Source organism: Rhodococcus erythropolis R138 (assembly GCF_000696675.2).
Lineage (GTDB): Bacteria > Actinomycetota > Actinomycetes > Mycobacteriales > Mycobacteriaceae > Rhodococcus_F > Rhodococcus_F erythropolis.
On the sequence record NZ_CP007255.1, the window covers coordinates 6034584 to 6057335 of the forward strand.

General features: G+C 61.4%; 16 protein-coding genes. 10 read left to right on the top strand and 6 right to left on the bottom strand.

The annotated features are described in order from the left end of the window. Positions 1 to 111: 111 nt before the first annotated feature. The 3 genes from H351_RS27685 (at position 112) to H351_RS31920 (ending at position 3554) form a co-directional block, all read left to right on the top strand. A complete protein-coding gene (locus H351_RS27685) occupies positions 112 to 1413 on the top strand; it encodes a TrpB-like pyridoxal phosphate-dependent enzyme (RefSeq protein ID WP_003945451.1) in 1302 nt (433 codons plus the stop codon). 142 nt (positions 1414 to 1555) lie between these two features. Then, a complete protein-coding gene (locus H351_RS27690; RefSeq protein ID WP_029254478.1) occupies positions 1556 to 2980 on the top strand; it encodes an outer membrane protein assembly factor BamB family protein in 1425 nt (474 codons plus the stop codon). Positions 2981 to 3236: 256 nt separating this feature from the next. Then, positions 3237 to 3554 carry a hypothetical protein gene (locus tag H351_RS31920; RefSeq protein ID WP_139047402.1) on the top strand — a complete coding sequence of 106 codons (318 nt, stop codon included), beginning with the start codon at positions 3237 to 3239 and terminating at the stop codon, positions 3552 to 3554. A gap of 64 nt (positions 3555 to 3618) precedes the next feature. On the opposite strand, the gene H351_RS27695 is transcribed toward H351_RS31920, so the two are convergent. Further along, positions 3619 to 4836, bottom strand: coding sequence for a PucR family transcriptional regulator (locus tag H351_RS27695; protein WP_029254477.1), 1218 nt, complete (start codon positions 4834 to 4836; stop codon positions 3619 to 3621). Between the two features lie 420 nt (positions 4837 to 5256). On the opposite strand from H351_RS27695, the gene H351_RS27700 reads away from it, so the two are divergent. Both H351_RS27700 and H351_RS27705 read left to right on the top strand, forming a co-directional pair. After that, a complete protein-coding gene (locus H351_RS27700; protein WP_037120120.1) occupies positions 5257 to 6597 on the top strand; it encodes an MFS transporter in 1341 nt (446 codons plus the stop codon). Between the two features lie 257 nt (positions 6598 to 6854). Next, a complete protein-coding gene (locus H351_RS27705; protein WP_019746926.1) occupies positions 6855 to 8165 on the top strand; it encodes an NAD(P)/FAD-dependent oxidoreductase in 1311 nt (436 codons plus the stop codon). A 165-nt stretch (positions 8166 to 8330) separates the two neighbouring features. On the opposite strand, the gene H351_RS27710 is transcribed toward H351_RS27705, so the two are convergent. Together H351_RS27710 and H351_RS27715 are read right to left on the bottom strand one after the other, a co-directional pair. Next, positions 8331 to 9203 (bottom strand): alpha/beta hydrolase, encoded by an 873-nt coding sequence (locus tag H351_RS27710; protein ID WP_020968453.1) that lies wholly within the window; start codon positions 9201 to 9203, stop codon positions 8331 to 8333. After that, positions 9200 to 10426 carry a metal-dependent hydrolase family protein gene (locus tag H351_RS27715; RefSeq protein ID WP_225320273.1) on the bottom strand — a complete coding sequence of 409 codons (1227 nt, stop codon included), beginning with the start codon at positions 10424 to 10426 and terminating at the stop codon, positions 9200 to 9202. The genes H351_RS27710 and H351_RS27715 overlap by 4 nt, the downstream gene beginning before the upstream one ends. Before the next feature lie 98 nt (positions 10427 to 10524). Between H351_RS27715 and H351_RS27720 the strand changes: the two genes are divergently transcribed. Both H351_RS27720 and H351_RS27725 read left to right on the top strand, forming a co-directional pair. After that, entirely contained in the window at positions 10525 to 11088 is a 564-nt protein-coding gene (locus H351_RS27720) for a TetR/AcrR family transcriptional regulator (protein ID WP_029254476.1), read from the top strand. A gap of 245 nt (positions 11089 to 11333) precedes the next feature. Next, positions 11334 to 11702 carry a cupin domain-containing protein gene (locus tag H351_RS27725; RefSeq protein ID WP_019746921.1) on the top strand — a complete coding sequence of 123 codons (369 nt, stop codon included), beginning with the start codon at positions 11334 to 11336 and terminating at the stop codon, positions 11700 to 11702. A 26-nt stretch (positions 11703 to 11728) separates the two neighbouring features. Here the strand turns inward: H351_RS27725 and recD are convergent, their stop codons facing one another. From recD to recC, 3 genes are read right to left on the bottom strand one after another with little or no spacing between them, the layout of a single operon-like run. Next, complete coding sequence (recD, locus tag H351_RS27730) at positions 11729 to 13597, bottom strand: exodeoxyribonuclease V subunit alpha (protein WP_029254475.1); 1869 nt, start codon at positions 13595 to 13597, stop codon at positions 11729 to 11731. Beyond that, positions 13594 to 16911, bottom strand: coding sequence for a UvrD-helicase domain-containing protein (locus H351_RS27735; protein WP_029254474.1), 3318 nt, complete (start codon positions 16909 to 16911; stop codon positions 13594 to 13596). Before H351_RS27735 ends, recD begins: the two co-directional genes overlap by 4 nt. 3 nt (positions 16912 to 16914) lie before the next feature. Beyond that, positions 16915 to 20196: an exodeoxyribonuclease V subunit gamma gene (gene recC, locus H351_RS27740; protein ID WP_029254473.1), complete on the bottom strand. Its 3282-nt coding sequence runs from the start codon at positions 20194 to 20196 to the stop codon at positions 16915 to 16917. A 97-nt stretch (positions 20197 to 20293) separates the two neighbouring features. On the opposite strand from recC, the gene H351_RS27745 reads away from it, so the two are divergent. The 3 genes from H351_RS27745 to H351_RS27755 are packed head-to-tail and all read left to right on the top strand — an operon-like array spanning position 20294 to position 22748. Further along, positions 20294 to 21127, top strand: a complete 834-nt coding sequence (locus tag H351_RS27745; RefSeq protein ID WP_020906250.1) for an ABC transporter ATP-binding protein — start codon at positions 20294 to 20296, stop codon at positions 21125 to 21127. Then, positions 21124 to 21954 (top strand): ABC transporter permease, encoded by an 831-nt coding sequence (locus H351_RS27750; protein WP_029254471.1) that lies wholly within the window; start codon positions 21124 to 21126, stop codon positions 21952 to 21954. Before H351_RS27745 ends, H351_RS27750 begins: the two co-directional genes overlap by 4 nt. Then, positions 21951 to 22748, top strand: coding sequence for an ABC transporter permease (locus H351_RS27755; RefSeq protein WP_003945590.1), 798 nt, complete (start codon positions 21951 to 21953; stop codon positions 22746 to 22748). Before H351_RS27750 ends, H351_RS27755 begins: the two co-directional genes overlap by 4 nt. Positions 22749 to 22752 lie beyond the last annotated feature (4 nt).

Below are 22752 nucleotides of genomic sequence, written 5' to 3' on the forward strand. Positions count from 1 at the left end.
ATATCGGGTGGTCCAGCAGGCTCCTCTCCAGGATCCCCGATCCGGCAAATGCCGTACGCGTCGTCGCTACGACCGCCAAGATCAGGTACCGAATCCACGAAGGAGAGTTAGTTGACCACCACCCCACTCAACCGTTCGCTCGAGCCTTTGGGCGTCTCCATCCCGTCGAAAGTGCCGACGCACTGGTACAACCTGGCGGCTGACCTCCCCGAGCCTGTTCCCCCGCACCTGCATCCGGGCACTCGTGAGCCGCTCGGCCCCGAGGACTTGGCGCCGCTGTTCCCGATGAACCTCATCGCGCAGGAAGTCGCAACCGAGCGCTACATCGAGATCCCGGAGACGGTTCGCGAGATATACGGCATGTGGAGGCCCTCTCCCCTGTTCCGTGCGCACCGACTCGAGCGCGCTCTGGGCACACCTGCTCGCATCTACTACAAGTACGAAGGCGTGAGCCCGGTCGGTTCGCACAAGCCGAATACTGCTGTCGCGCAGGCGTACTACAACGCGATCGAAGGAACCACCAAGCTCACCACCGAAACCGGCGCAGGCCAGTGGGGTGCGTCGCTGTCGTTCGCGGGCGCACTGCTCGGACTCGACGTCGAGGTGTGGCAGGTTCGCTCCTCCTTCGATTCGAAGCCGTACCGACGCATCCAGATGGAGGCATACGGCGGAATCTGTCACCCGTCGCCTTCCGACCTGACGGAAGCCGGACGCGCACTGTTGAAGTCGCATCCCGACACCACCGGCTCGCTTGGTATGGCGATCAGTGAGGCCGTCGAGGTCGCTGCGCAGGATCCGAACACGCACTACTCACTCGGTAGCGTGCTGAACCACGTCATGCTTCACCAGACCGTGATCGGTCAGGAAGCAATGGTCCAGCTCGAAGAAGCCGGCGACGCCGTCCCCGACACCGTGTTCGGTTGCGCCGGTGGCGGTTCCAACCTCGCCGGACTCACCTTCCCGTTCCTGGGACGAAACCTTCGCGAAGGCACCAAGACTCGTCTGGTCGCCTGCGAGCCTTCGGCATGCCCGTCCCTCACCCAGGGCGAGTACCGCTACGACTTCGGTGACGTCGCCGGGCTGACTCCGCTGCTCAAGATGCACACTCTGGGTAAGGACTTCGTTCCCCCGGCGATCCATGCGGGTGGCCTTCGCTACCACGGCATGTCGCCGATGGTCTCGCATGCGGTCAACCTCGGCCTCATGGACGCGATTGCCGTCGATCAGGACGACGCACTCCAGGCCGGTCTGATTTTCGCCCGCGCCGAAGGAATCATCCCGGCTCCGGAATCAACCCACGCGGTTGCCGGCGCCATCGCTCACGCCCGTGCCGTCACAGAACCCGAGGTGATCGTGATCGGACTGTCCGGCAACGGTCAGTTGGATCTCCCGGCGTACTCGCCTTACGTCTGACGCCGTCGGTGTGGTGGTCTCGTGTGTACGAGGCCACCACACTTCGTCACACCGAGCACGTGGGCTCGATCTCGCGATCGACATCGAGCCGGCCGTCCGCGAAACGAACCGATCAGTTTGCTCGATCGGTTACGGTCTTTCGATGCAGCTTCGGTTGAAGGAACACTGGAAACTGGTCGCCCTCGGACTGGCGTTGATCGTGGCGATCGCGTTCATCGTCGTATCGGCACTCTCCGACTCCAGTGAGGCGGCCTCGCCGAAGCAGAAGATAGGCGGTCCGATCGTCGAGCAGGGGGTTGTCGACGTGGACCTCTCCGATCCTCCGCAACAAGCCTGGGAACTCGATGTTCGAACGCTCACGGACAACTCCGGCGACGTACTGCTGTCGATGCCTTCCGGCCTCGATCGCTACTACGGCTACGGCAACACGTACCAAGTCGGTGACGTGATGGTGGCCGCGACTGCTTATCCCCTTCCCAAGACCGACGAGTCTTCGTCGAGTCAGGGAGTCGGTGCCGTCACACTGGTCGGTGTGAATCCCGACGACGGAAGTCCGCTGTGGAAAACGCGAATCGGCGGAGTCATCGGCCAGTGCAGTCAGCAGAACGAATCCACGATCATCGCGTGCTGGGGCGATCGACGGATGATCTTTGTAGATACCGCGACCGGAACTCTGTTGTCCGACCTCGGAACCGACTTCGATCTCAGTGGTGCCGCGATCACCGGAGACACTGTGTACACGTCCGGCGAAAGGATGGACGGAACGATTCGAACACGAATTCTCGCCAGCGGCAACACAACCAACTTAACGGCCAACTTCGTTCGCACCTTCGAACCAAGTGAGAAGTTCGGGGCCGTCTACACGGTCCCTCACACCGACACTGTCATTGCGATGGAACAGGGCGATGGCGGGGACCCACAGTACCGCTATCGAATCTACGATCTGGATTCCGGCGCCGAACGATTCAGATTCGAGGGCGATTCGCTTGTCCCGGCCGGAAATGGATTGTTCCTGACTAGTGTCGGCGGCAGGTCAGGTTATGCAGGAACCCAAAACCTCTTGGCTTCCGATGGATCCACGATTCGTGCGATACCGATTCCCTCGTACTCATCGTCGTCCTACCCAAGTAAGTCCTCGACGGGCCTGCCGATGTTTCTCGGCGACGGCGCCTACGACCCGGATTCCGGTGACGAACTTTGGCGCAGTTCACAAATCGTCAACACCGCGATGGCCGGGACGGGAAGCGCCATCGCCGCAGTGGTAGGAAAAACAATCCTGGTCACGTCGCCGGAGACGCGCACAATCTCGGGTCTCGACATCGAGAGTGGCCGACAGTTGTGGCAAACGCCCTGGCAAGACGCGTACTGGGTTCGCAGCGGGGTAACCGATGGCGACCACTTCGTCTTCAGTGACTACACCGGCATGCACGCGATCCGGGCTCGCGACGGAAAGATGATGTGGTCGGTTCCCCTTCCCCCAGAAGTCGATCCGCGCGGAGTCGTCGTCTCGAATGCCGGCAAAAACGTGTCGTTCTCCTGGCAGAACCATTTCACCGTTTGGCGATAGGCCGGCAACATCACCGATACTGTGTCGCGCTGACCAGCCAGCTCAGCAGCAAGCAAATGGCTAGACGTGCAGCATCAATGGCCACAATCCAGTCTGGCGCGTTTGTTCAATTTCGGGGGAACGATCTCGAACAACTGCATATATCTCCGCGTCTCCAATTTCGGAAAGATCAGACCAGACCTGCAGTCAAGGGGTGCGTAAAAATCGCACCGACTCAGGTATCTGATCCAATCCAATCGTAAAGGGAGCCAACGGGATGGACGCGAAATCCCCTATTTGCAGTCGGCAACAAATTGTCCAGTTTGCGCGCAAACATCTGCGTACCGGGGGACCGAACTCAGACCAAATTCGTCGTCATTTCGGTTTGCAAAAACGCGCGTTCTTCACGCAGCTCGACACCCATCTGGACGATTCTGCACTTTCGATGCCCGAAAAAGTTGCACTCCGCCGCATCTGCCGACAGGAGGATAGAAGGTGCCCGATCAAACGTATGAACGTCTCAGCAGGTCAAGCCAACCCACGCCGGCCGATGTACGACGCGCTTCCTTTCCCACCCCAGAACCATCCCGCTTGACGATCCAGCCCCGAACTACGTTGAGCCGCTGGATTCTTCCGCAGTCCCCTCTTCTCGGTTGGGATCATCGGAGATCTAACAACCGCGCGACTTTCAGACTCAAATGCAATGCCAACCGGTCGTCGCCGTTTGTCAAGTCTGCGCGTGTTATCTCCTGAATTCGCCGCAAACGATAGTACAGGCTCCCTCGATGCACACAGAGCGCCTCGGACGTTCGCTTTACGTCACCGGCATTGTCCAAAAAGCTCTCCAGCGTCGCGAGAAGAGCCTCACTTTTTGAGTCCTCATGGCTGAGCAAGGACTGCAAACCTGAGTGAATACTGTTCTCGAGTCGATCCTCCGACAGTTCGGCCAGAAGTCCGTAGACGCCGAGATCCCGATAACGCACAACATTTCCGAGCACCTTGACGACCTGGGCTACATCTGCGGAGCGTCTGGACTCTTCGTAGGATTCGCGCACGTCTGCAACCGAGGTTCGCGGTTCACCGATACCAACCCAACATTCGATGTTCTGGCGCCCACTTTCAGACAAGACTCGCTCCCGGGCTGCCACGATCAACGAGTCCAGATGGGTTTGAGTCGAGCGTTCGGCCACCGATACGATCAACAGACTGTGGTCGGGGCGGTCGAGTTGGATTGCACTGTTCCGCGGGAGCCTCCGCCGAAGCTGATCGACGCCGACGGCAACACTCAGACGATCTCTTTCGGTCAATGTCGACCGGCCCACGGGACGAAGCAACATAGTGACCGCGACTGCTGGACCCGCAGCCATCAAGCCCTCATCAGCCAATCTGCTTGCCGCGTCCTCGCGCAGCGACCGCTCGCCAGACAGTACGTCTCGAGTAAGTTCCCGCTCCCGACTTCGGGACAACTCGTCCAGCAACTGTTCGCGGTGGAGGATCATCGCCGCCGCATCAGCCGTGCGCCTCAAGACCTCGGCTTGATCCTCGTCAACTTCGCCCTCTGAAGTCAACAGCCAGACGAAGCCCAGCAGCGCATTGCGGTACCGGATCGGCATCCCGACCCGGCCAAGGGTCAGCCCTAGTCCTTCGTTGACGGGAACAGTGAAGAGATCGAGGGCTTCACGGCCTCCACTCGCGTAGATGAAGTCCACAATCTCGCGTGAAACATTCCGCTGTAGAACGGAATTCATTCTGACTGAATCGACGGCACTGTCATGCGAGTTGTACGCGAGTAGACGGATCTGTGCATCATCGATCGCAACGGAACGGTCCAGTCGGCGCCCGGTATTATCCACCAAATGCTGTAGTTCTCCGGCCATGGTCGAACTGTACGAGCCACGCTCGCCGTTTTGCAACATATGACTAAATTCATCCGCGACAATTTGAACGAATGACAGTGATGCAACTAACTTTCGCGCCATAAGCTCGCTACATGCCGAAGCACATGAGACCCGGAACGTGTTCGCTCGGCCCGCGACCAGGCATACCCAGCAACGACAGGTTGCACGAAAGCGACGAGATTCGTTGCAGCCGTGAGATTTGCATTGTGGGCCGAAGCCAGCCGACACGCTCTCGCGTGAGAAAGCGTCGTCCCTGATCCGGAATCGATCGCAACCTCCGTTCGCCCGATCAACGTGGGTCCGGTCGGCCTCTTTCAATTTCGCATGCCTCCGAACGACATCGGCCACCGTGACGTCGCAAAACCGTTGCCATTCAGCATATCCCGAGAGGAATTTTTCATGACCGGTACAGCGAATGCTCCTGTAGAGCATCAAATCGAGACTTCACCCGGACGTCGATCGGCGCGCCGCAGGGCGCTGATCGCCGGCGCGACAGGCAACATCGTCGAATGGTTCGATTTCACGATCTACGGTTTCACTGCCGCAGTTCTCGCGACAGTGTTCTTCCCTCCGGAGTTCGGCAGTGGCGCACTGCTTGCCACCTTCGCTCTTTACGGAGTCGCATTCTTGGCCAGACCTGCCGGCGGCATATTCTTCGGAAGACTGGGTGACCGCCTCGGCCGGCGGAGGTCACTGTCCCTGGCAATTACGCTCATGGGCTGCTCGACAGCGGCTATCGGCCTCTTACCGACCTACGCTTCGATCGGTGTTGCAGCACCGCTGTTGCTGCTGCTCTGTCGCTTGGTTCAAGGATTCTCGGCCGGCGGCGAATACACCGGAGCGGCAACCTTCGTCGTCGAGCATGCGCCGTCTCACCGCCGAGGCTTGTACGCAGGGATTATCAGCTCTTCGTCGTTCGTCGGCAGCATCTTGGCCACGGTCACAGTCTTGTCATTCAGCTTGGTCGGCACTGAGTCCTTTGCCGAAGGGGGATGGCGTTGGCCGTTCATCATCGGAGGCGTTGTCGCCATGGTGGGACTGTTCATGAGGCTTGCGGTCGAGGAAACTCCGGCTTTCAAGGAAATGAAAGAAAACGATTCCCTTCCAACCCGCCCTCTCACAGATCTGTTCCGCAATCACTGGCGGACTCTGCTCACGTCATTCGTGTATTTCGCCTCGCTCGGTGTCGTTACTCATATGCTGCTCGGCTACATGCCGACATTTCTGATTCTTTCAGCCGACGTTTCGAGCACGGTGGCACTGCTGATGACAACCGGCGCTTTGGTTCTCGCAGTCCCGCTGTTCATCTTCTTCGGCGCCACGGTCGACCGAATCGGCCGGAGACCTCTCGTCAGAATCGGCATGGTGATGTCAGTTTTCGTTTCGGTGCCCAGCTACATGCTCATCGGCACCGGAAACATTTTCGCGATTGCCATTGCACTGGCTGCTCTGGTCATCGCGCTTTCCCTACTCGCGTCCGCTTTGCTCGTAATCCTCGAAATGATGCCGACGCATGCTCGATTCACCGGCACGGCAATCCCCTACAACATCGCATATGCGCTCTTTGCAGGAACTGCGCCGCTGGTGTGCGCAGCACTGGTCAACGCCACTGGAAGCGATCTGTCGCCTGCCTTCTACGCGACCGCCATCGCTTTGATCGCACTTCCCATTCTGTGGCGAGGGATTCCGGAATCGAAAGACTGGTCTGCCACGCGGGGCAGCTCGACGAAACATTTCTGACAACGGACGCGCCACGGCTGTGATTTTTTGAGCAGCTGTCGATAGCGTTCCGATGGCCGCCACGAGAGAGTTGAGGACGACGGACACCTCTGGACTTTCAGGTACCAAATCCATTAAGGCAGAGCCGAATCCGAGAAGTCGGGATACGGGTCTCCAGAGGAAGTCGACGGCGTCAGAATTACCAGAACCCAAGCTCGCCGGATCGAATAGCTGCGCTTTCGATCCGGCGAAGCCATCAGTAGAAAGAGGGGCCGAAAGTGCCTACCGACAAGACCGATGCAGTTGTGGTCGGAGCTGGAGTGATCGGCAGCTCCATCGCCTACGAACTGGCCGCTCGAGGCTACGAAGTCCTGGTCATCGACAAGTCTGGTGGTCCGGGCTACGGCTCGACCAGTGCATCCAGTGCGGTCATCCGGTTCAACTACTCCACATTCGACGGTATGGCTGCGGCTTGGGAGTCGCTGCATTGCTGGCAAAACTGGAACGAGCATCTCAACGCGACAGTCGACGGCGCGCTTGCGAAGTTTCGGCAATGCGGGATGGCACTGCTCGATGTCGACGTCGCACCCCACGCGCGCACGATTGGACTGTTCGAGAAGATCGGAATCGACTACCAACTTTGGGACGCAACGACACTCGTCGAAAAGATTCCCGGTATCGACGCAGGTAAATACTATCCACCGAAGCCAGTCGACTCGGAGTCCTTCTTCGCAGATGCGGAAACCACGCTCGGCGCGCTGTACACACCGCAGGCGGGGTTCGTCGACGACCCGCAACTGGCAGCCGCGAATCTTGCTGCGGCAGCACGTTCGCACGGTGCGGTTTTCGCATACAACACGCGTGTGGTGGCAGTCGAGCAGTTGCCTGACGGCACATGGCAGCTAGGGCTCGACGACGGGGAAAGTGTGAAATCCAAGATTGTCGTCAACGCCGCCGGCCCCTGGTCAGGAGCGTTCAACAAGCTCTCGAATGTCGGGTCCGACTTCAAGGTTTCGGTTCGGCCCTTGCGTCAGGAAGTCCATCACATCACCGCACCCACTGAGTACAACGAAAACGAGATCCTCGGCCCGATGATCGCCGATTTGGATCTCGGAACCTACATGCGAGCCGAACCTGGAAACGGTTTCCTCGTCGGCGGAACCGAACCGGATTGCGATCCGCTCGAGTGGATCGACGATCCTGATACCGCAAACCCGAATCGCACTGTTGCCCGATTCGAAGCGCAGGTTTTCCGCGCCGCCAGGCGTTTCCCCACCCTGGAGGTCCCTTCACAACCGAAAGGTATTGCCGGCGTGTACGACGCAGCGTCTGACTGGACCCCGATCTACGACAAGACAGACAGACAAGGTTTCTACGTCGCCATGGGCACCAGCGGGAACCAATTCAAAAATGCGCCCATCGCTGGGCGCCTCATGTCCAGGATCATCGACGAAGTGGAAGCTGGACACGATCACGACGCTGATCCCCTGACCTATGTCGGGATGCACACCGGGCTCGAAATCGACCTCGGCGCATTCTCCCGCCTTCGGGCACCCAATGCCGAGTCGACCGGGACGGTCATGGGTTAGAAGTCTTGTCCGGCTTGGAGAATCGATAGCCGCGACAACTGAATAGACACGGCTGTGGGTGTCCACCACGTGGTGGACACCCACAGCCGACTTCTCCTTCAACGGCGTCTACGGAAAATCGCCCTAGAACGTGTCAGCGGCACATCGTCTCCGGGACGGAGAGCTCTAACGTGCATGGCAGGTCTTCAAGTAGCTCAGGAACGATGCCTGCAGCCCGGTAACGTGCGTCTCGTGCAACAACGCGGTCGAAACATCCTGCGACCGTCCCTTGCCATGCAACTGCTCCACGACGGCGAGAACGTTGCGTGACAGTCCGCGATAGATCGGAATTGGTCCAGTCAGTTCGGCTTCGTTCAGCGTAACGTGCAGCTGCGGCACAACTGAGCCCACGCCACGCTCGGGCAGCGCCTCGACCAGTGTGTGGATCTGGCTGTCAGCGTTCACAACTCCGGGACTACCCGCACCGAAGGTCGCGAATGGGGGCGCGTCGCGCAGCCATGCGTAGAGGGCGAAAAGGCCTCCGTACGAGTACCCGAAGAGTCCGTGCCCGGACTCGCTGACACGTAGCTCCGACGAGTACAGGCGAGGGTGGAGTTCGTTGGTCAGGAAGTCGAGGAAGACGTCCCCGTGGGTGTCTGCCAGCTCCTCGAGGTAGGCGTCCACGTACTCCTGGGTCATTGCACCCGAGTCGCGAGCAGCGGCAAGAGTAGCCATCATTTCTTCGCCTACCGGTTCCCCAGGCGGCACGAGATCGCGGTTGCGGAGCCGTGCCCAGTTGGCGGCCTCCTCACCGGCATATCCGACACTGACCTGAATGTACGGGGCGACCGTCAGGTACGGGTCTGCCTGCGTGACGATGAGCGGGGCGGTAAGACCTACAGCCCAGTTGCCGTCCATCACGTAGATCAGCGGTAAGGGATCCGTGGAGTCCGCGTAGCCGGGGGGTGTGGTCACCCAGACGCCGTAGCTGTGCCCCGACTTCGCCGTTATTTCGAAGTACTCCGTGTCTGCAAAACATCCGTGCAGCATTGCGCTCATCGAACGTCTCCCTTGACGATATTGCCGGACTTCACGACGAGAGCAGCCATGTCCGGATCGGCGAACACCTTTGCGTCTCGGAGTGGGTCTTGCTGCCAGGCAACCATGTCCGCCTGCATACCGACGCGGATAGTCCCGACGGTTTTCCCGATACCGAGAATGTCGGCATTGACGCTGGTGGCCGAAACGAGTGCATGCATCGGCGACTCCAACTCCGCGCGCAAGCGCAACTCCTCACCTCGGCGCTTTTGGTGCGGCCCGATGAGGTCCGAGCCCAGGCCGATCCTCAGGCCTGCTGCGCGAGAGGCCGCGAGCGCTCTGGCCATGCGTTGACGCACTCCGGCTGCACGTTCTCGTATTGCAGGGTCCAGGTCCATGCTTTCGGTGTCCGTCAACTGCTCGACCACGGCGAAGGTAGGGACCAGAGCCACGTCATGCTCGCGCATCAACTGGGCAGTCTCCGCGTCGATGTCGGTGCCGTGTTCCACGCACCGCACTCCCGCCCGCACTGCGTTGCGAATGCCCGCATTGTTGTGCGCGTGGACCGTGACGTAGGTGCCGCGCGACGCTGCTTCTTCCACTGCCACGGAGATTTCCTCGACGGTGAACTGTGTGTCGGTGAGGCGGTCATGGCCTCCGACGACACCGCCGGTGACGCACAGTTTCAGAAATGTGGCCCCTCGGCGGAACGATTCGCGCACGTTGCGTCGTAGCTCGTCGGCATTACCCGACATCAAGGACAAGGCGCAGAGCCCTGGAATGTGGTGCATGTTCCACAGCTCGGTCGGCTCCCATGCGGCCCCGTAGTAGCCGTGTCCACCGGTCTGGCACTGCACAGGACCACACGAGAGGACACGCGGACCACGCACCTTGCCGCTCGCAATAACGTCGACGACTCCGCCGTCGATGCCACCGACGTCTCGCACCGTGGTGAAGCCCGCGTCGAGGGCATCGCCCGCGGTGGCGAAGATGCCCGCAGCCAGTTCCGCTGCCGAGAGCTCAAACCCGAATTGCCTTCGGATCGGACTCGAAATACCCAGGTGGACATGAGCATCGATCAGCCCCGGAGTCAGAAGCATGCCGTCCAAGTCAACTGTCGTCGAACCCGACGGCGCCTGTCCGATCGCTGTGACAATGCCGCCACTCACGCACACGTCGACTTCGACCGGGTCGGTACCCGATCCATCCGCGACCATGCCGCCGGCAAACCATACGTCAGTCAAAGGGACCTCCCGAGCATTAGAAACCACTCTCCTAAACACTGGTGAATTCGATATGCGGTACCGTACTCAACAGTGGTGAACCCGTCAATGGAGGTAGCGTGAGATCGCCGGTTGGGGAGGGTCGAGAGCGACTGTTACAGGCACTGTTCGACGAGTTCGGTGAAACCGGCCCAAGTCCGAAGCTGTCGATGCGCCAAGTAGCGGAGCGACTCGGCGTGCACCACACGCTTCTGACCTATCACTTCGGATCACGACCAGGTCTCCTCAGCGCCGTACTGTCGGAAGCGCGCCGCCGTGACAACCTCGTCATCGCCGCGATGGGCAAAGATCTCGGGTTCGCGGCCCTGTGCAGGGCGATCTGGAGTTTCTACTCGAACGCCGAGCATGAAGATCGAAGCCGCACCTTTTTTCACCTGGCCGGACTTGCGGTTTACGAGCACAAAGCATTTCAAGATTTCGCCGCCGACCTCGACGACTTGGCTCACCTCCTCGAAGCGGCAGCACTTCGCGAAGGATTCACAGTGGTGGATGCAAAGCAGCAGAGCATCATCGCAACCGCATGTCTGCGAGGACTGTTGCTGCAGAGGTTGCTCACCCCCGACGCCGAGGTCGACGCGGCAGCCGAGCGCTTCATCACCTCGTTGACAGCGTCCACCACGTAAGGCCTCACAACCGATCACCCTCGTTCGAAATCACCGACGCGGGGCCGTTTGCCATTGGCTCGGTCACGTTTCGGCGCGAGCCGGGTCTCTGAACCCCGGTTGAATGGTGGCCGATCGCACTTTCGACACCTGTACGAGCGAAGTGCCGAAAGATGCGACAAGTGAACCTATCCCGACCCAGCAGACACACGACATCATCGACAAGTCCGATGATTCACATGAGTTTCGAAAGTCAGGATTGAATTGTGACCATTACCTTCCGTGCCGCAGAGTTGAACAGCGCAAGTGGGATCTTCCAGCAAGCACTGCTCGGCCAACCCAGTGCAGAGCCACTCGCCGGAGACATCATCACTCGTGCAGATGTCGAGTTCACCAGTGACGACGGCCGCATTCAATCCGGAGTCTGGGAGAGCGAACCGGGAAAGTCGCGGTGGGAGTTCCTCACCCGCGGCGAGATCATCACCATCGTCTCCGGCGCCATGACCGTCGAGGAGGACGACGGCGATCCCGTACATCTCATTGCCGGGACGAGTGCAATCTTCCCAATCGGATGGAAGGGTACGTGGACGGTCACCGAGACCGTGCGCAAGGTGTTCGTCGTATACAACGAATGACCAAGAGAATCCGCAACATCCGACTTTCACGGCCCGTCGTACGGACGGATCTCCCGACGCAGCCCACTTGCCCTGAGCACCTGTCGCTGAACTCCCGCCCTCACGGAATCCTCCGTGCCGATTACCCTCACATGGTTTCTGGCGCGAGTGATCGCCGTGTACAACAACTCCCGGGTCAGTAGTGACGACGCTTCGGCCGGCAGCATCACCGATACCGTGTCGTACTGGCTGCCCTGGCTCCGGTGAATCGTCATCGCGTAAACGGTCTGCACCGACGAGAGTTGGCTCGGGTGAATCAGAAACGCATCACTCCCCCGCTGGAATGCGGCAATAGGAACGCCATCCTCACGCTGCACGATCACCCCGGCATCCCCGTTGTAGATCTTGGCCTCGTAGTCGTTGGCCGTCACCAACAGGGGTTGGCCCGGATACCACCTCGTCGGATCCAGGAATTGCCCTGATGCCGTGCCGACCCACTCCATCGCCTGTTGCGCCCACCGCCCGACACCGTACGGTCCGTCACGGTGCGCGCACAGAAGGCGGTGCGATTCCAGGCCTTTCAGGGCGCCGATCGCATCACCCTCCTCGGCCGACGCCGTCACCACCTCTGAACTCGCCACGATGTCGGCGCGCAATGCGTCAACGTCCTCGGGAGAATGGAAGGAGACTGCGGGATCGCCACTACGCAGGATGCGCAGAACCTCAGCGGAATCTCCCGCTCGAACTGCCCTGGCCAACGACGCGATGGTTCCGTCGAAGCGGCGCCCACGTGAGAGTTGAATGATCCCGCCCCGCAGACGATCCTGCTCATCCGCACTCAGCGCCTCTTCGGAACCAGTGGCCGTGAGATCGTCACCCACCAACTGTGTCAGCGCCGGATTTCCACTGACTTCTACCGGGCGGGCGACAAGGTCAGCAAGAACAGCGCCGGCGTCGACGGAGGTCAACTGATCGGGATCGCCGACGAGCAGCAGACGGGCATCGGGGCGAACCGCTTCGAGCAGGCGCGCCATCAAGGTGAGGGAGACCATCGACGTCTCGTCGACGACGACCACGTCGTATGGAAGTCTGTTGGTCGCATTGTATTTGAAACGGCTCGAACTCCCCCGCTGCCAACCGAGTAGCCGGTGCAGGGTCATGGCCGCTAGTTCTTCGGGAAGGCCAAGGCTCGCGGTCTGCTCACGTACGGACTCTTGCAGACGTGCTGCGGCTTTGCCCGTCGGTGCGGCCAGCCCGATGCGAGCCTTCGAACCCAGTTCCTCCGACAGGAGAGCGAGAATACGTGCGACCGTATGGGTTTTGCCGGTTCCGGGCCCACCGGCGATGACCGTCGTCCACTGTGTCGCGGCGAGAGCAGCGGCTATCCGTTGACGATCAGGGGCGGTGGTCGGCCCGTTCTCGTCGACGAACAGCGAATCCAGGCGCGTTCGGACCGCTTTCAGGTCGGCGGGCGGCCACGTGGACGCACGCTCGTCGAGCACTCGCCGAATCGTCTGCTCCTGCAGAAAGTACCGATCGAGGTAGAGAAGCTCACCGTCGTCCGTGTCGACCAACCGGAGGGGCCTGAGCGGTCCGGCGTTGCCGCCGATCACCAGAGGGCTCAGGCGAAGGGCGGCAACGATCTCCGACGGTTCGGGCCACGGCAACGACGTGAGTTCGTCTTCCGTCGCATTGTCGACGCTCACATCACGCATCCGTCGTAGATCGAGGCACACCGAACCTGATCGCACGGCCCGAACTGCCAACGCCGCGGCTAGCATCACTTCTTCGGAAGTTTCACCGCCCAGGCTGCACACTCTCGTCGCGACATGAACGTCGGCGGCAACCAGAACCCCGGCTTCGTTGAAGATTCGCACGATCCCTTTGGCGCGCTGCGCCAATTGCGCCTCGGTCATCGAATCTTCTCCCCTACTGTGTGGGACGCATCAAGACCGGCCAGCAGATCCGATAGTTCAACCGTCAGCTGAGCAGGCGGTTTCCATTCGAATACACCACATTCCGGCGGACTGTCCGGGCCGAGCATCCCACGCACGAATTGATACTGCGCACCCCCGAGATGGCGATGCGGATCGTAGTCGGGCAGTCGCCACCGCAGATACCGATGCAGCGCAACCGAATACAGCAGTGCCTGCAAGGGATAGTGCGAGCGCATCATCTCCGTCGCCATGAGTTCGCGCGTGTAGTTGGCAGCCGTCAGATCGCCGCGGCCCAGCCGATTTGTCTTGTAGTCGACGATCACGAACGACGGGCCCGGGATCCGCAAGACGGCGTCGATACTGCCCGTCAGGAACCCGCGCATCGGTGACGTCTCGACACGGTCAAGATGGTCGGCGTACGACGCCAGAATGTCGTCCGGGGGAAGGTGGCGCCTCAACAGTTCCGACACTCCGCGAAGTGTGACACTCATCGACACCGGATCGTCGCCACCGGCCAGTGGGAGTTCGAAATCGAGTTCGGGAAGACGATCCTTCGGCGCGATCGTGGCCAAGGTTCCGAATCCCAGTGGAGTCTGCATCACCAGCAACAACGCATCCGCGAGTGCTTCGGAGTCGACCTCGGCCGCCCGAACCGAGACCGCCTCGGCGCAGCGTATACCGAGTTCCGCTCTCAGGTCTGAAGCAGCAGTGTCCACCACCTCGAGCACTTCATGCACCAGCGTGCCGAATGCGGCGCCCGCCGGAAGACCGTTCATCGGTGAAGGCAACGCCTCCAGCGGTGAGGGGGTGACGGTCCCGAAGTCTACGGAATCCTCTGGCTCGTCGTCCTTTTCGGGATCCTCTACCTCGCTGTCGGTGGACGTGACCGCGTGGTGAGCTCCGGCGGTCAGTGCCGAGTACGACGTACGACGCCAGAGAGTGTCCAGGTCTCGATCGAAACGCGCCGCGGCCAGTTCGGTCACGTTCGCGGCTGCACCGGACCACTGGACGGGCGACGGTGGATGTGGACCAACAGGTTCCACCGAGATCACATCGGAAGCTGCTGCCGGCCACGTCGCGAGTCGTGCTGCGGTTGTACCGTCGTCGAGCACCTTCACTACCCGAGCAGGTTCGGCGATGCCGGGTGTACGTCCGAGCATCAACCGGTGCAGTGGCGAGCGTGAGGTCCCGTAGCTTGGCGCCCACCAGAGCACTAGTTGGCACTGCGCCCGGGTCAGCGCCACGTACAGCAGCCGCAGTTCTTCGCCCGCTTCTTCAGCCTCCGCAACAGTCTTTCTGGCGTTGTGCCCCGGGCCTTCCTGCCCACCGACGTCGAGGATGCGGCGCCCATCCGGATCGTGCAACAACTGCGTCGGAGAGTTGAAGCCGCCTACGCTCTCCCAACTGAACGGGACGTAGACGATCGGGAATTCGAGCCCTTTGGTGGCGTGCACGGTTGCGATTTGTACAGCGGCAGCATCGCTGTCGAGGCGACGGCTTCTGTCGGTGGCACTCCCGGACGTCGGGTCCTTGATCCGATCGGAGAGCCAGCGAACCAATGCGCTCAACCCGAACGCTTCCTCGGTGGCGACGCGGCCGAGAAGTTGTGCGACGTGCCGCAGATCGGTGAAATCTCGTTCGCCGGACGGGGCCGCGAGTACACGCTTCTCCAGATTCGTTTCGGCGGAGATCCTTTCGAACACGGCCGCGAACCCGACGCGTGCGAACAACCCGGAGTATGAGCGCAGTTGACCCGCGAGTTCCGCGACGACGTTGTCGCCATCGACGTCCAATTCTTCGGCGGTGCGCCCGAAAATCGGAGAGAGGGCGGTCAACCGGACGCGATCAGACCGGTGCGGCTGCTCGATCGCCTGCAGCAGCCACAGCCACTGTGTTGCGCTGGGTGTCGCGAAAACACTGGAACCGCCGGTCAATACGGAAGGTACACCTACGGCATCGAGGGCATCGCGAATCATCGCCACCTGCTTGTGGGTGCGCACCAATACCGCGACGTCTCCCGGCTCGACCGGGCGCGGATCACCGTCGACCGCCAAGCGGGCATCGCTGCCCAGCAGCCCGACCACGTCTGCTGCGACGTCGTCCGCGACGCGACTGCGAAGTCTGCCTACGGCCGGAAATCCCGAACGATTGAGCGGTCCGGCTCCGGTACGCGGCAGATGGCGTACACGCATCGGCACCGGGCCGGACAACCGAGACTTCTTGTGCGACGCCTCCACTGGATGCGCGACGATACCCTCGTTACCCAGTGCGGCGCCGCCGTAGAGGTGTTCGAGTGCCGCCAACAACCCTGGATCGCTGCGCCAATTGGTGGTCAATTCCTGGTGTGCATCCGCCTGATCGACCGCATCGAGATAGCTCAGGACTTCTGCACCGCGGAACGCGTAGATAGCTTGCTTGGGATCACCGACCAGGACCAGGGTGGTGTGTCCGTGGAAGGCCAACCGCAGAATGTCCCACTGCAACGGATCGGTGTCCTGGAACTCGTCGATCAGCACGACCTTGAACTTCTCGCGCACCCGACGGCACGCGACGGGGCCGTATTCCGGATCCGTCAACACGCCGTGCAGCAGCGTCAGGAGATCGTTGAAGTCGCGAATTCCTTTGGTCCGCTTACGTCGTTCAACCTCGAGACGAGCAGCCGCCGCGAACAGGACTCGCTGACCGGGAGCGGTCTCCTCCTCGCCGTCGGGTTCGAGAATTGCCTGGCCATCGCCGACTGCGCTTCGGGCAATGGCCAGCGCGTCCTTCGTGGAAAACGGTGGAGACGAGTCCGTCCGGCTGTAGCGGCTGAGGTACAAATCCGAGACGACCTCACTGATCAGGTCGTCGACCGACTCCACAAAAGTTGTGTCGGGTTCGCGTTCCCCGGCGATGCCGAGTCCGTCGAGCATCCTCTGACAGAAACTGTGGGTGGTCGTGATGGTGCCGGCGTCGAACTCCGCGAGAGCGCGCAGGAGTCGACGACGCCGCACGCCGATCTCCTCGTCGTCAGCTGTGGCGAGGTACGACACCAGATCATCATCCGACCGCCTCGCCGCCTCCGGGTCGACCAGAGCGGCGGACACTCCGGCGAACCTCTCCCTGGCACGCTCACGAAGTTCCTGAGTGGCGGCCCGGCTGAATGTCACCAGCAGAACTTGCGAAATGTCAGCGAGACCTTCGGCAACACAACGGGTTGCGAGTCCGACGATCGCGTAGGTCTTGCCAGTTCCGGCGCTCGCTTCCAACACCGTGGTGCCGGTCGGTAGCGGCCCCAAAAGGTCGAAGTCCACGGGTTACTCCGCTCTTTCGTTGGTCAGCAACGGATCCCACAGTCGTCGGGCGAGAACTCCGAATCGAGTCGGTTCCTCGGCCCAGACGAATTCGTCGTCCGACGGCGGATCCGCGGCCAACTCCGCCAGTGTTCGAGCTTCTCCGAAAACGTAAGCGTTGCTCGGATCGATCATCTCGCCGTACTGCCCGGTCCACTGGGTGTCCGCACCGTTTGTCGCATCGTCGACCGACTCGCCACCAAAGCGTCGGCGCGCATATTCGGCTGAAGTAGCGGCCCACATCGGCAACGGACGCTGCAGCCCCCGCTCGCGTAGGTCCACCAGTTGCTGCAGGATCTCGACCGCATTGCCTGGCGCATCGAGCACCGACCGTGCCGCTGCTATCTTTCCCCGACCCCGTCCGATGGAGACTGCATCGAGCGCACCGGGTCGTCCGTGCGCTTTCAAGGCGAGCAGGTTTATCCAGGCCGTCATTCGATGTTTAGGCGCCAGTGAGGAATACGACGCTCGCACCACTGAATTGCCGTGCACACCGGTTACCGTTCCGGTGAGACGACGCCCGTCACCGAGGTCGATGTCGACGTCGACAGCCTCGGAGTCGCCCTCGAGGTGTGGCAATGCAAGACCGGCAAGTTGGTCTACCACCCACTCGACGTTGCCCAGAACCGAGGCGCCCAGGTTGTAGGGCGGCAAAGTACCGCGGCGCCACTCGGCTGCACGGAAATCCGCCGAGCTGCGTCCAGCCAAGCGCGAGAGAAGCATTCGGTCACCCAGAGCCCAGGTGGACAGTGGATCGAGCTCGGTTGCCAGCGAATCCGCGATGTCGTCGTCGAGTTCCGGTACCCGGACGCCGAGGCGTTGGCGCAGAAAACCACGGGCGGGGTGTACGAGGAAGTTCACCAGGTCGGCAAGGTTCACTTCCTTCGGATGCACCTCGAGTAGCTTGGCCGACAAGACTGTCGGCAATTCGATCGGTGTTCCGGCAGCAGCCCTGGCACCGGCCAGCGCTGCCGTGTCGAAGCTGAACGGCTGATCCGGCGAGAAGTTTCGATTGTCGAACGACTGCAACGGGTGTCGAGTCAGCACCCCGTTGATCGCTTCCGGGCCCACCGTCGCACTGAGTACGTCGAGGAGGCCACTGAGGGGGATCGCCGGCGGTCTGACGACACCGGTGACCGGATCGGCACCGGTATACAACAGAATCAGATGCTCACCCGCAGACATCACGGCATCGAGAAGCAGTTGCCGGTCTTCACTGCGCAGATCACGCTCCCCCACAACTGGATCACGGGACAAGATGTCGTCGCCGTCGACTCCACCGGTTCGAGGGAACACCTCGTCGTCGAGCCCGATCAGAACGACCACGCGATGCGGCACCGAACGCATCGGAACCATCGTGCACACCGTCAGTTCGCCGGTTCGGAAGTTGGCCCGCGTAGGTCTGCCAGCGAGGCTGCGCGAGAGCATCGCGCGAACATCGGCCAGACGTAACACCGTCTCTCCGCCGAATTCGACAGCAGCTACAAGTTCGCGGTGGGCCCCCGCGCTCTGCCAGGAATCGGCGGGCGCAGTGTCGGTCAGTAGATCCAGGGCCCGCATCAGCACACGAAGCCATTCGGCCGGCGAATGTGGGCCGGCAAGATCGCGAAGCGAGACTGCCAGGCGATCGACGAACTCTGCGAAACGTCCACTCAGATCGATGTCTGTGCCGTCCACGTCATCGAGTGGCAGCGCGAGATCCAACCAGGCATTTTCCGATTCGTCCGCGCTGACCCCCAACAAGATTCGGTCCATGGCGGTGTTGAAGGTGTTCTGCGGAAATGCATCGAGACCGAACGTGGCACGCTGCCGACTACCGATTCCCCAGCGAGCACCCGCTTCCGTCGTCCATTCCCGCAGTCTTTCCAATTCGTCGTCGCCCCACGAAAAACGTGTGCGGACAGGCTCGGTCGCAACAAGGTCGAGAACCTCACTGGCTGTGGCCCGGCCGTCGGCCAATTCGAGGAGAGAGCCGAGAACGGCCAGGACAGGATTGGTCTGACGTAATCCGCGGTCTGCCAGCTTTACTCGAAGAAGATGCCCCGGGTGTCCATGGACACCTTGCCCGAATGCAGCACGAACCAAGGGTGCGTACGTTTCGACGTCCGGGCACATCACGAGTACGTCGCGTGGCTGCAATGTCGGGTCGTCCTCGAACAATCGGAGCAGACATTCGCGGAGCACCTCGACCTGCCGTGCCGGCCCGTGGCAAGCGTGGACCTGAACTGTCCCGTCCGGTTCCGCTGCAACGCTGGGAGCACGATCTGCGATGACATCGGCCTTGACCGTCGCCAGGAGGGATTTCGGGCCGGCTGGTTCGGGAAGATGCACCGACTCGAACTCGGCGGCACCGAGGCTGATCTGAAGTTCACGAACGTCGCGAGCAAGACTCGACAGCAACGGATTGGCGGATATCAGCGCTGACCCGTCTTCCGAACGTCGGATCGTGCTCTCACTTCGAGGCGGTATGCGCGAGCTCATCTTGGTCCACAGCGCGGGGCTGGGATGCGGGAGCCAGATGTGCACGTCCCGATTCGCACTGAGTGCGCTCAAGATCATTCGCTGATCGACCGGCAGCCGGGTCGGCCCGAAGACCGACAGACGTTCCGGTAGGTCGACCAAGGCCGGGTCCTCGACCAGCGCGCGGCTCACTTGCCCCAGTCGCTCTGCGGGCCCCGGAACGTCGATCTTGTCCGCGACGATGCACCACAGACGTGCCTGCCATTCGAAATCCTCCGACAGCGCCAATCCGTGTCCGTCGGTCAACCGCCCGGCGGCCCAGTCGATCAGCATCTGTGGGCGTTGCGCGGCATAACTGCGGAAGAGTTCGGTGACATGTGTGGCGGAGGCAAACCGTCGACCTTCACGATGGCCTTCGAGATGCTTCGCCAGGACTCCGCACCAGGGCTCGCCGAGGGACTCGTCGATCACGTCGAGAACCGTCCACACCAATCGCGTCGGCGACCACGGGTCGTCGTCAGCCGTGATACCACTGACCGCGGCCACGGACTCCGCGACCAGGCGCGCGGGTGAAGGAAACGCGATGTTCGCAGAAATTCCGTCCACTGCTGACGGTCCGGACGTGCCTAGCTGGGAGGACAGCCGCTGATTGAGCCAACGCTCGACGCCCTTGGCCGGCACCGCAACAGTTTCCCGGGCGAATGGATCCGACAGCGGTGTACGGAGGAGCGTGGCCAACGCCGAGACCAGGGTGTCCGAACGCTCGGCCCGGTACAACTTCAGCAATCTTCGCTCCCCTCACTCCGTCCAGACGTCCATCTCACCACGGCGCTGTGACAGGAGACGCCGAACCAGCCTCACGCAGCGGTGACGCGCAGGCAACATGACCGCAACCGGACGTTCGTACTGTGCGGGAATGACCAGTCCCGTCACCACACCTCGCCCCGCTGGAACCGGTCTCGACATCTCCGGCCTCGGCAAGACCTTCGAGATGGGTCGTCGGTCGGTGACCGCGCTGACCGACGTGTCCCTTCAAACCAGCGAAGGCTCCTTTCTGTCTCTGCTCGGGCCGTCCGGATGCGGGAAGTCCACCGTTCTCCGCATCCTTGCGGGCCTCGACACTCCGACGTCGGGAACAGCACTTGTCAACGGACAGTCGCCCGCCGAGTTACGCAAGCGCCGCGAACTCGGAATCGCCTTCCAGGATTCGGCTTTGCTGCCGTGGCGGACGGTGACCTCCAACATCAAACTGCCGCTTCAGGTTGCCGGCATCGATCCCGACCCCGACCAGATCGCCGACCTGATCGCTCTCGTCGGCCTCGAAGGATTCGAGAAGGCCAAGCCCGCTCAATTGTCCGGCGGTATGCGTCAGCGTGTGTCGATCGCACGATCGCTCGTGGTCAAGCCGAGTGTCCTGCTACTCGACGAACCCTTCGGCGCACTGGACGACATGACCCGCCAACGGCTCAACATCGAATTGCTCAGGATCTGGACCGAGAAACCGGCGACCACGTTGATGGTGACTCACGGAATCGCCGAAGCCGTGTTCCTCTCCGACGTCGTTGCCGTCATGACGCCGAGGCCCGGACGCGTCCTCGAAGTCGTGCCGATCGACCTGCCGCGCCCGCGTACTCCCGAGATGATGCGTACACCCGAGTTCCACGAGATCCACGACTACCTCTCCGGACTGCTCTTCGGAAAAGCAGGCGTCGCATGACAATTACCGATATCGAGAACGTCGCGACCGCGGCGGCGCAGCAATCTGTACCGCGCCGGATCCGATTGAAGCGTCCAACGTGGTTCGGCGGTGCAGTCGGCATCTGCGGACTGATCGTTCTCTGGTGGATTCTGGCGGCGGCCGGTGTTGCGGGAGGCACGATTCCGACGCCGTGGGTGGTTGTCTCGACGATGTTCGACGACGGTTGGTCGCTGTACGGACCCAATTTCACCGTCACGGCTTCCGGTGCGCTGCAGGGCTTTCTCTGGGGAAATCTGCTGGCGATCACGCTTGCCGTGCTTGTCGTCCTCATTCCGCCCATCGAGGGATTGGCCACACAATTGGCGATTCTGAGCTACTGCACACCGCTGTTGGCGCTTGGCCCAATCATCCTGGTCGTCTTCGGCGGCCGGACCCCCACGATCTTTCTCGCCGCGATGTACTGCTTCTTCACCACGATGGTCGGCACACTCGCTGGCCTGAGATCGGCCGACAAGACGAGTCTCGATCTCGTTGCCGCCTACGGTGGTGGGCGTTGGCAGAAGTTCACCAAAGTTCAACTGGTGAGCGCACTTCCGAGTACCTTTGCCGCCCTCAAGATTGCTGCACCCTCGGCTGTACTCGGTGCCATCCTCGGAGAGTATCTCGGCGGGGTGGACAGCGGGATCGGCGTCGCACTCACGGCCGCTCAGACGTCGTACAACGTCCCGCGAACGTGGGGAATGGCCATCGCCGCCGCCTTGCTCGCCGGCCTGGGATACGCCGTCGTCGCAGCGATCGCCCGGCTCGTCACCCCGTGGACGAGCGCTCCGGGAGCACAGAAATGACCGCGGTACGAGGAACATTGAGATTCCTCGCTCCGATTGCCATCGCCTCGGCACTGCTGCTTGTCATCTGGGTGGTCTTCCTCAACGCCTTCCCCCAGGTCGGCCCGCGTGTGGGAAAGACGCCGGCCGACGTCTGGGAGTACCTGTTCTCCGGTCCTAAGTCCGCCGACGCTCGTTCGGGCATCATCGACAACCTGTTCATCACTCTGCGCGACGCCGGTGTCGGCTTTGCCGTCGGAATGACTGCCGCGCTCGTGGTGGCGTCGATCTTCGTCGTTTCCCGCACTGTCGAACAGACTTTCATGCCCGTTGCAATGCTTCTACGATCTGTTCCTCTCGTTGCGATGACCCCGATCATCGTCCTGATATTCGGCCGCGGAATCGTGGGTGTGACGGTCATGGTTGCGATAGTGGTGTTCTTCCCAGCCCTCGTCATGATCATGGTCGGTCTACGTGCCGCTCCGGCTCAGGCACAAGACCTCATAGCTGCGTACGGCGGGAGTCGTTGGACCGCATTGCGAATGGTGTCCGTACCGTCCGCACTTCCGGCGGTGTTCGCCGCCGCTAGGGTGTCAGTGCCCGGCGCTTTGATCGGAGCACTGATCGGCGAATGGCTCGGTAGCGGTCAAGGCTTGGGTTCGAGCATGATCAAAGCCATTCCGCGCTACCAGTACAACGAATTGTGGGCATCTATCGTGGTGATCACCGTGGTGTCGATCGTCCTCTACGCCGTGGTCGGGATCTTCGAAAGCATCGCTCTGTCTCGTTTCGGTCCTTCGGCGGGCAAGTCGTGACATC

What these genes read in the sequence shown, in the direction of transcription:
- H351_RS27690 (WP_029254478.1), top strand. Translation starts at nt 1,556, where the DNA reads ATGCAGCTTCGGTTGAAGGAACACTGGAAACTGGTCGCCCTCGGACTG.
- H351_RS31920 (WP_139047402.1), top strand. Translation starts at nt 3,237, where the DNA reads ATGGACGCGAAATCCCCTATTTGCAGTCGGCAACAAATTGTCCAGTTT.
- H351_RS27695 (WP_029254477.1), bottom strand. Translation starts at nt 4,836, where the DNA reads ATGGCCGGAGAACTACAGCATTTGGTGGATAATACCGGGCGCCGACTG.
- H351_RS27700 (WP_037120120.1), top strand. Translation starts at nt 5,257, where the DNA reads ATGACCGGTACAGCGAATGCTCCTGTAGAGCATCAAATCGAGACTTCA.
- H351_RS27710 (WP_020968453.1), bottom strand. Translation starts at nt 9,203, where the DNA reads ATGAGCGCAATGCTGCACGGATGTTTTGCAGACACGGAGTACTTCGAA.
- recD (WP_029254475.1), bottom strand. Translation starts at nt 13,597, where the DNA reads ATGACCGAGGCGCAATTGGCGCAGCGCGCCAAAGGGATCGTGCGAATC.
- H351_RS27745 (WP_020906250.1), top strand. Translation starts at nt 20,294, where the DNA reads ATGACCGCAACCGGACGTTCGTACTGTGCGGGAATGACCAGTCCCGTC.
- H351_RS27750 (WP_029254471.1), top strand. Translation starts at nt 21,124, where the DNA reads ATGACAATTACCGATATCGAGAACGTCGCGACCGCGGCGGCGCAGCAA.
- H351_RS27755 (WP_003945590.1), top strand. Translation starts at nt 21,951, where the DNA reads ATGACCGCGGTACGAGGAACATTGAGATTCCTCGCTCCGATTGCCATC.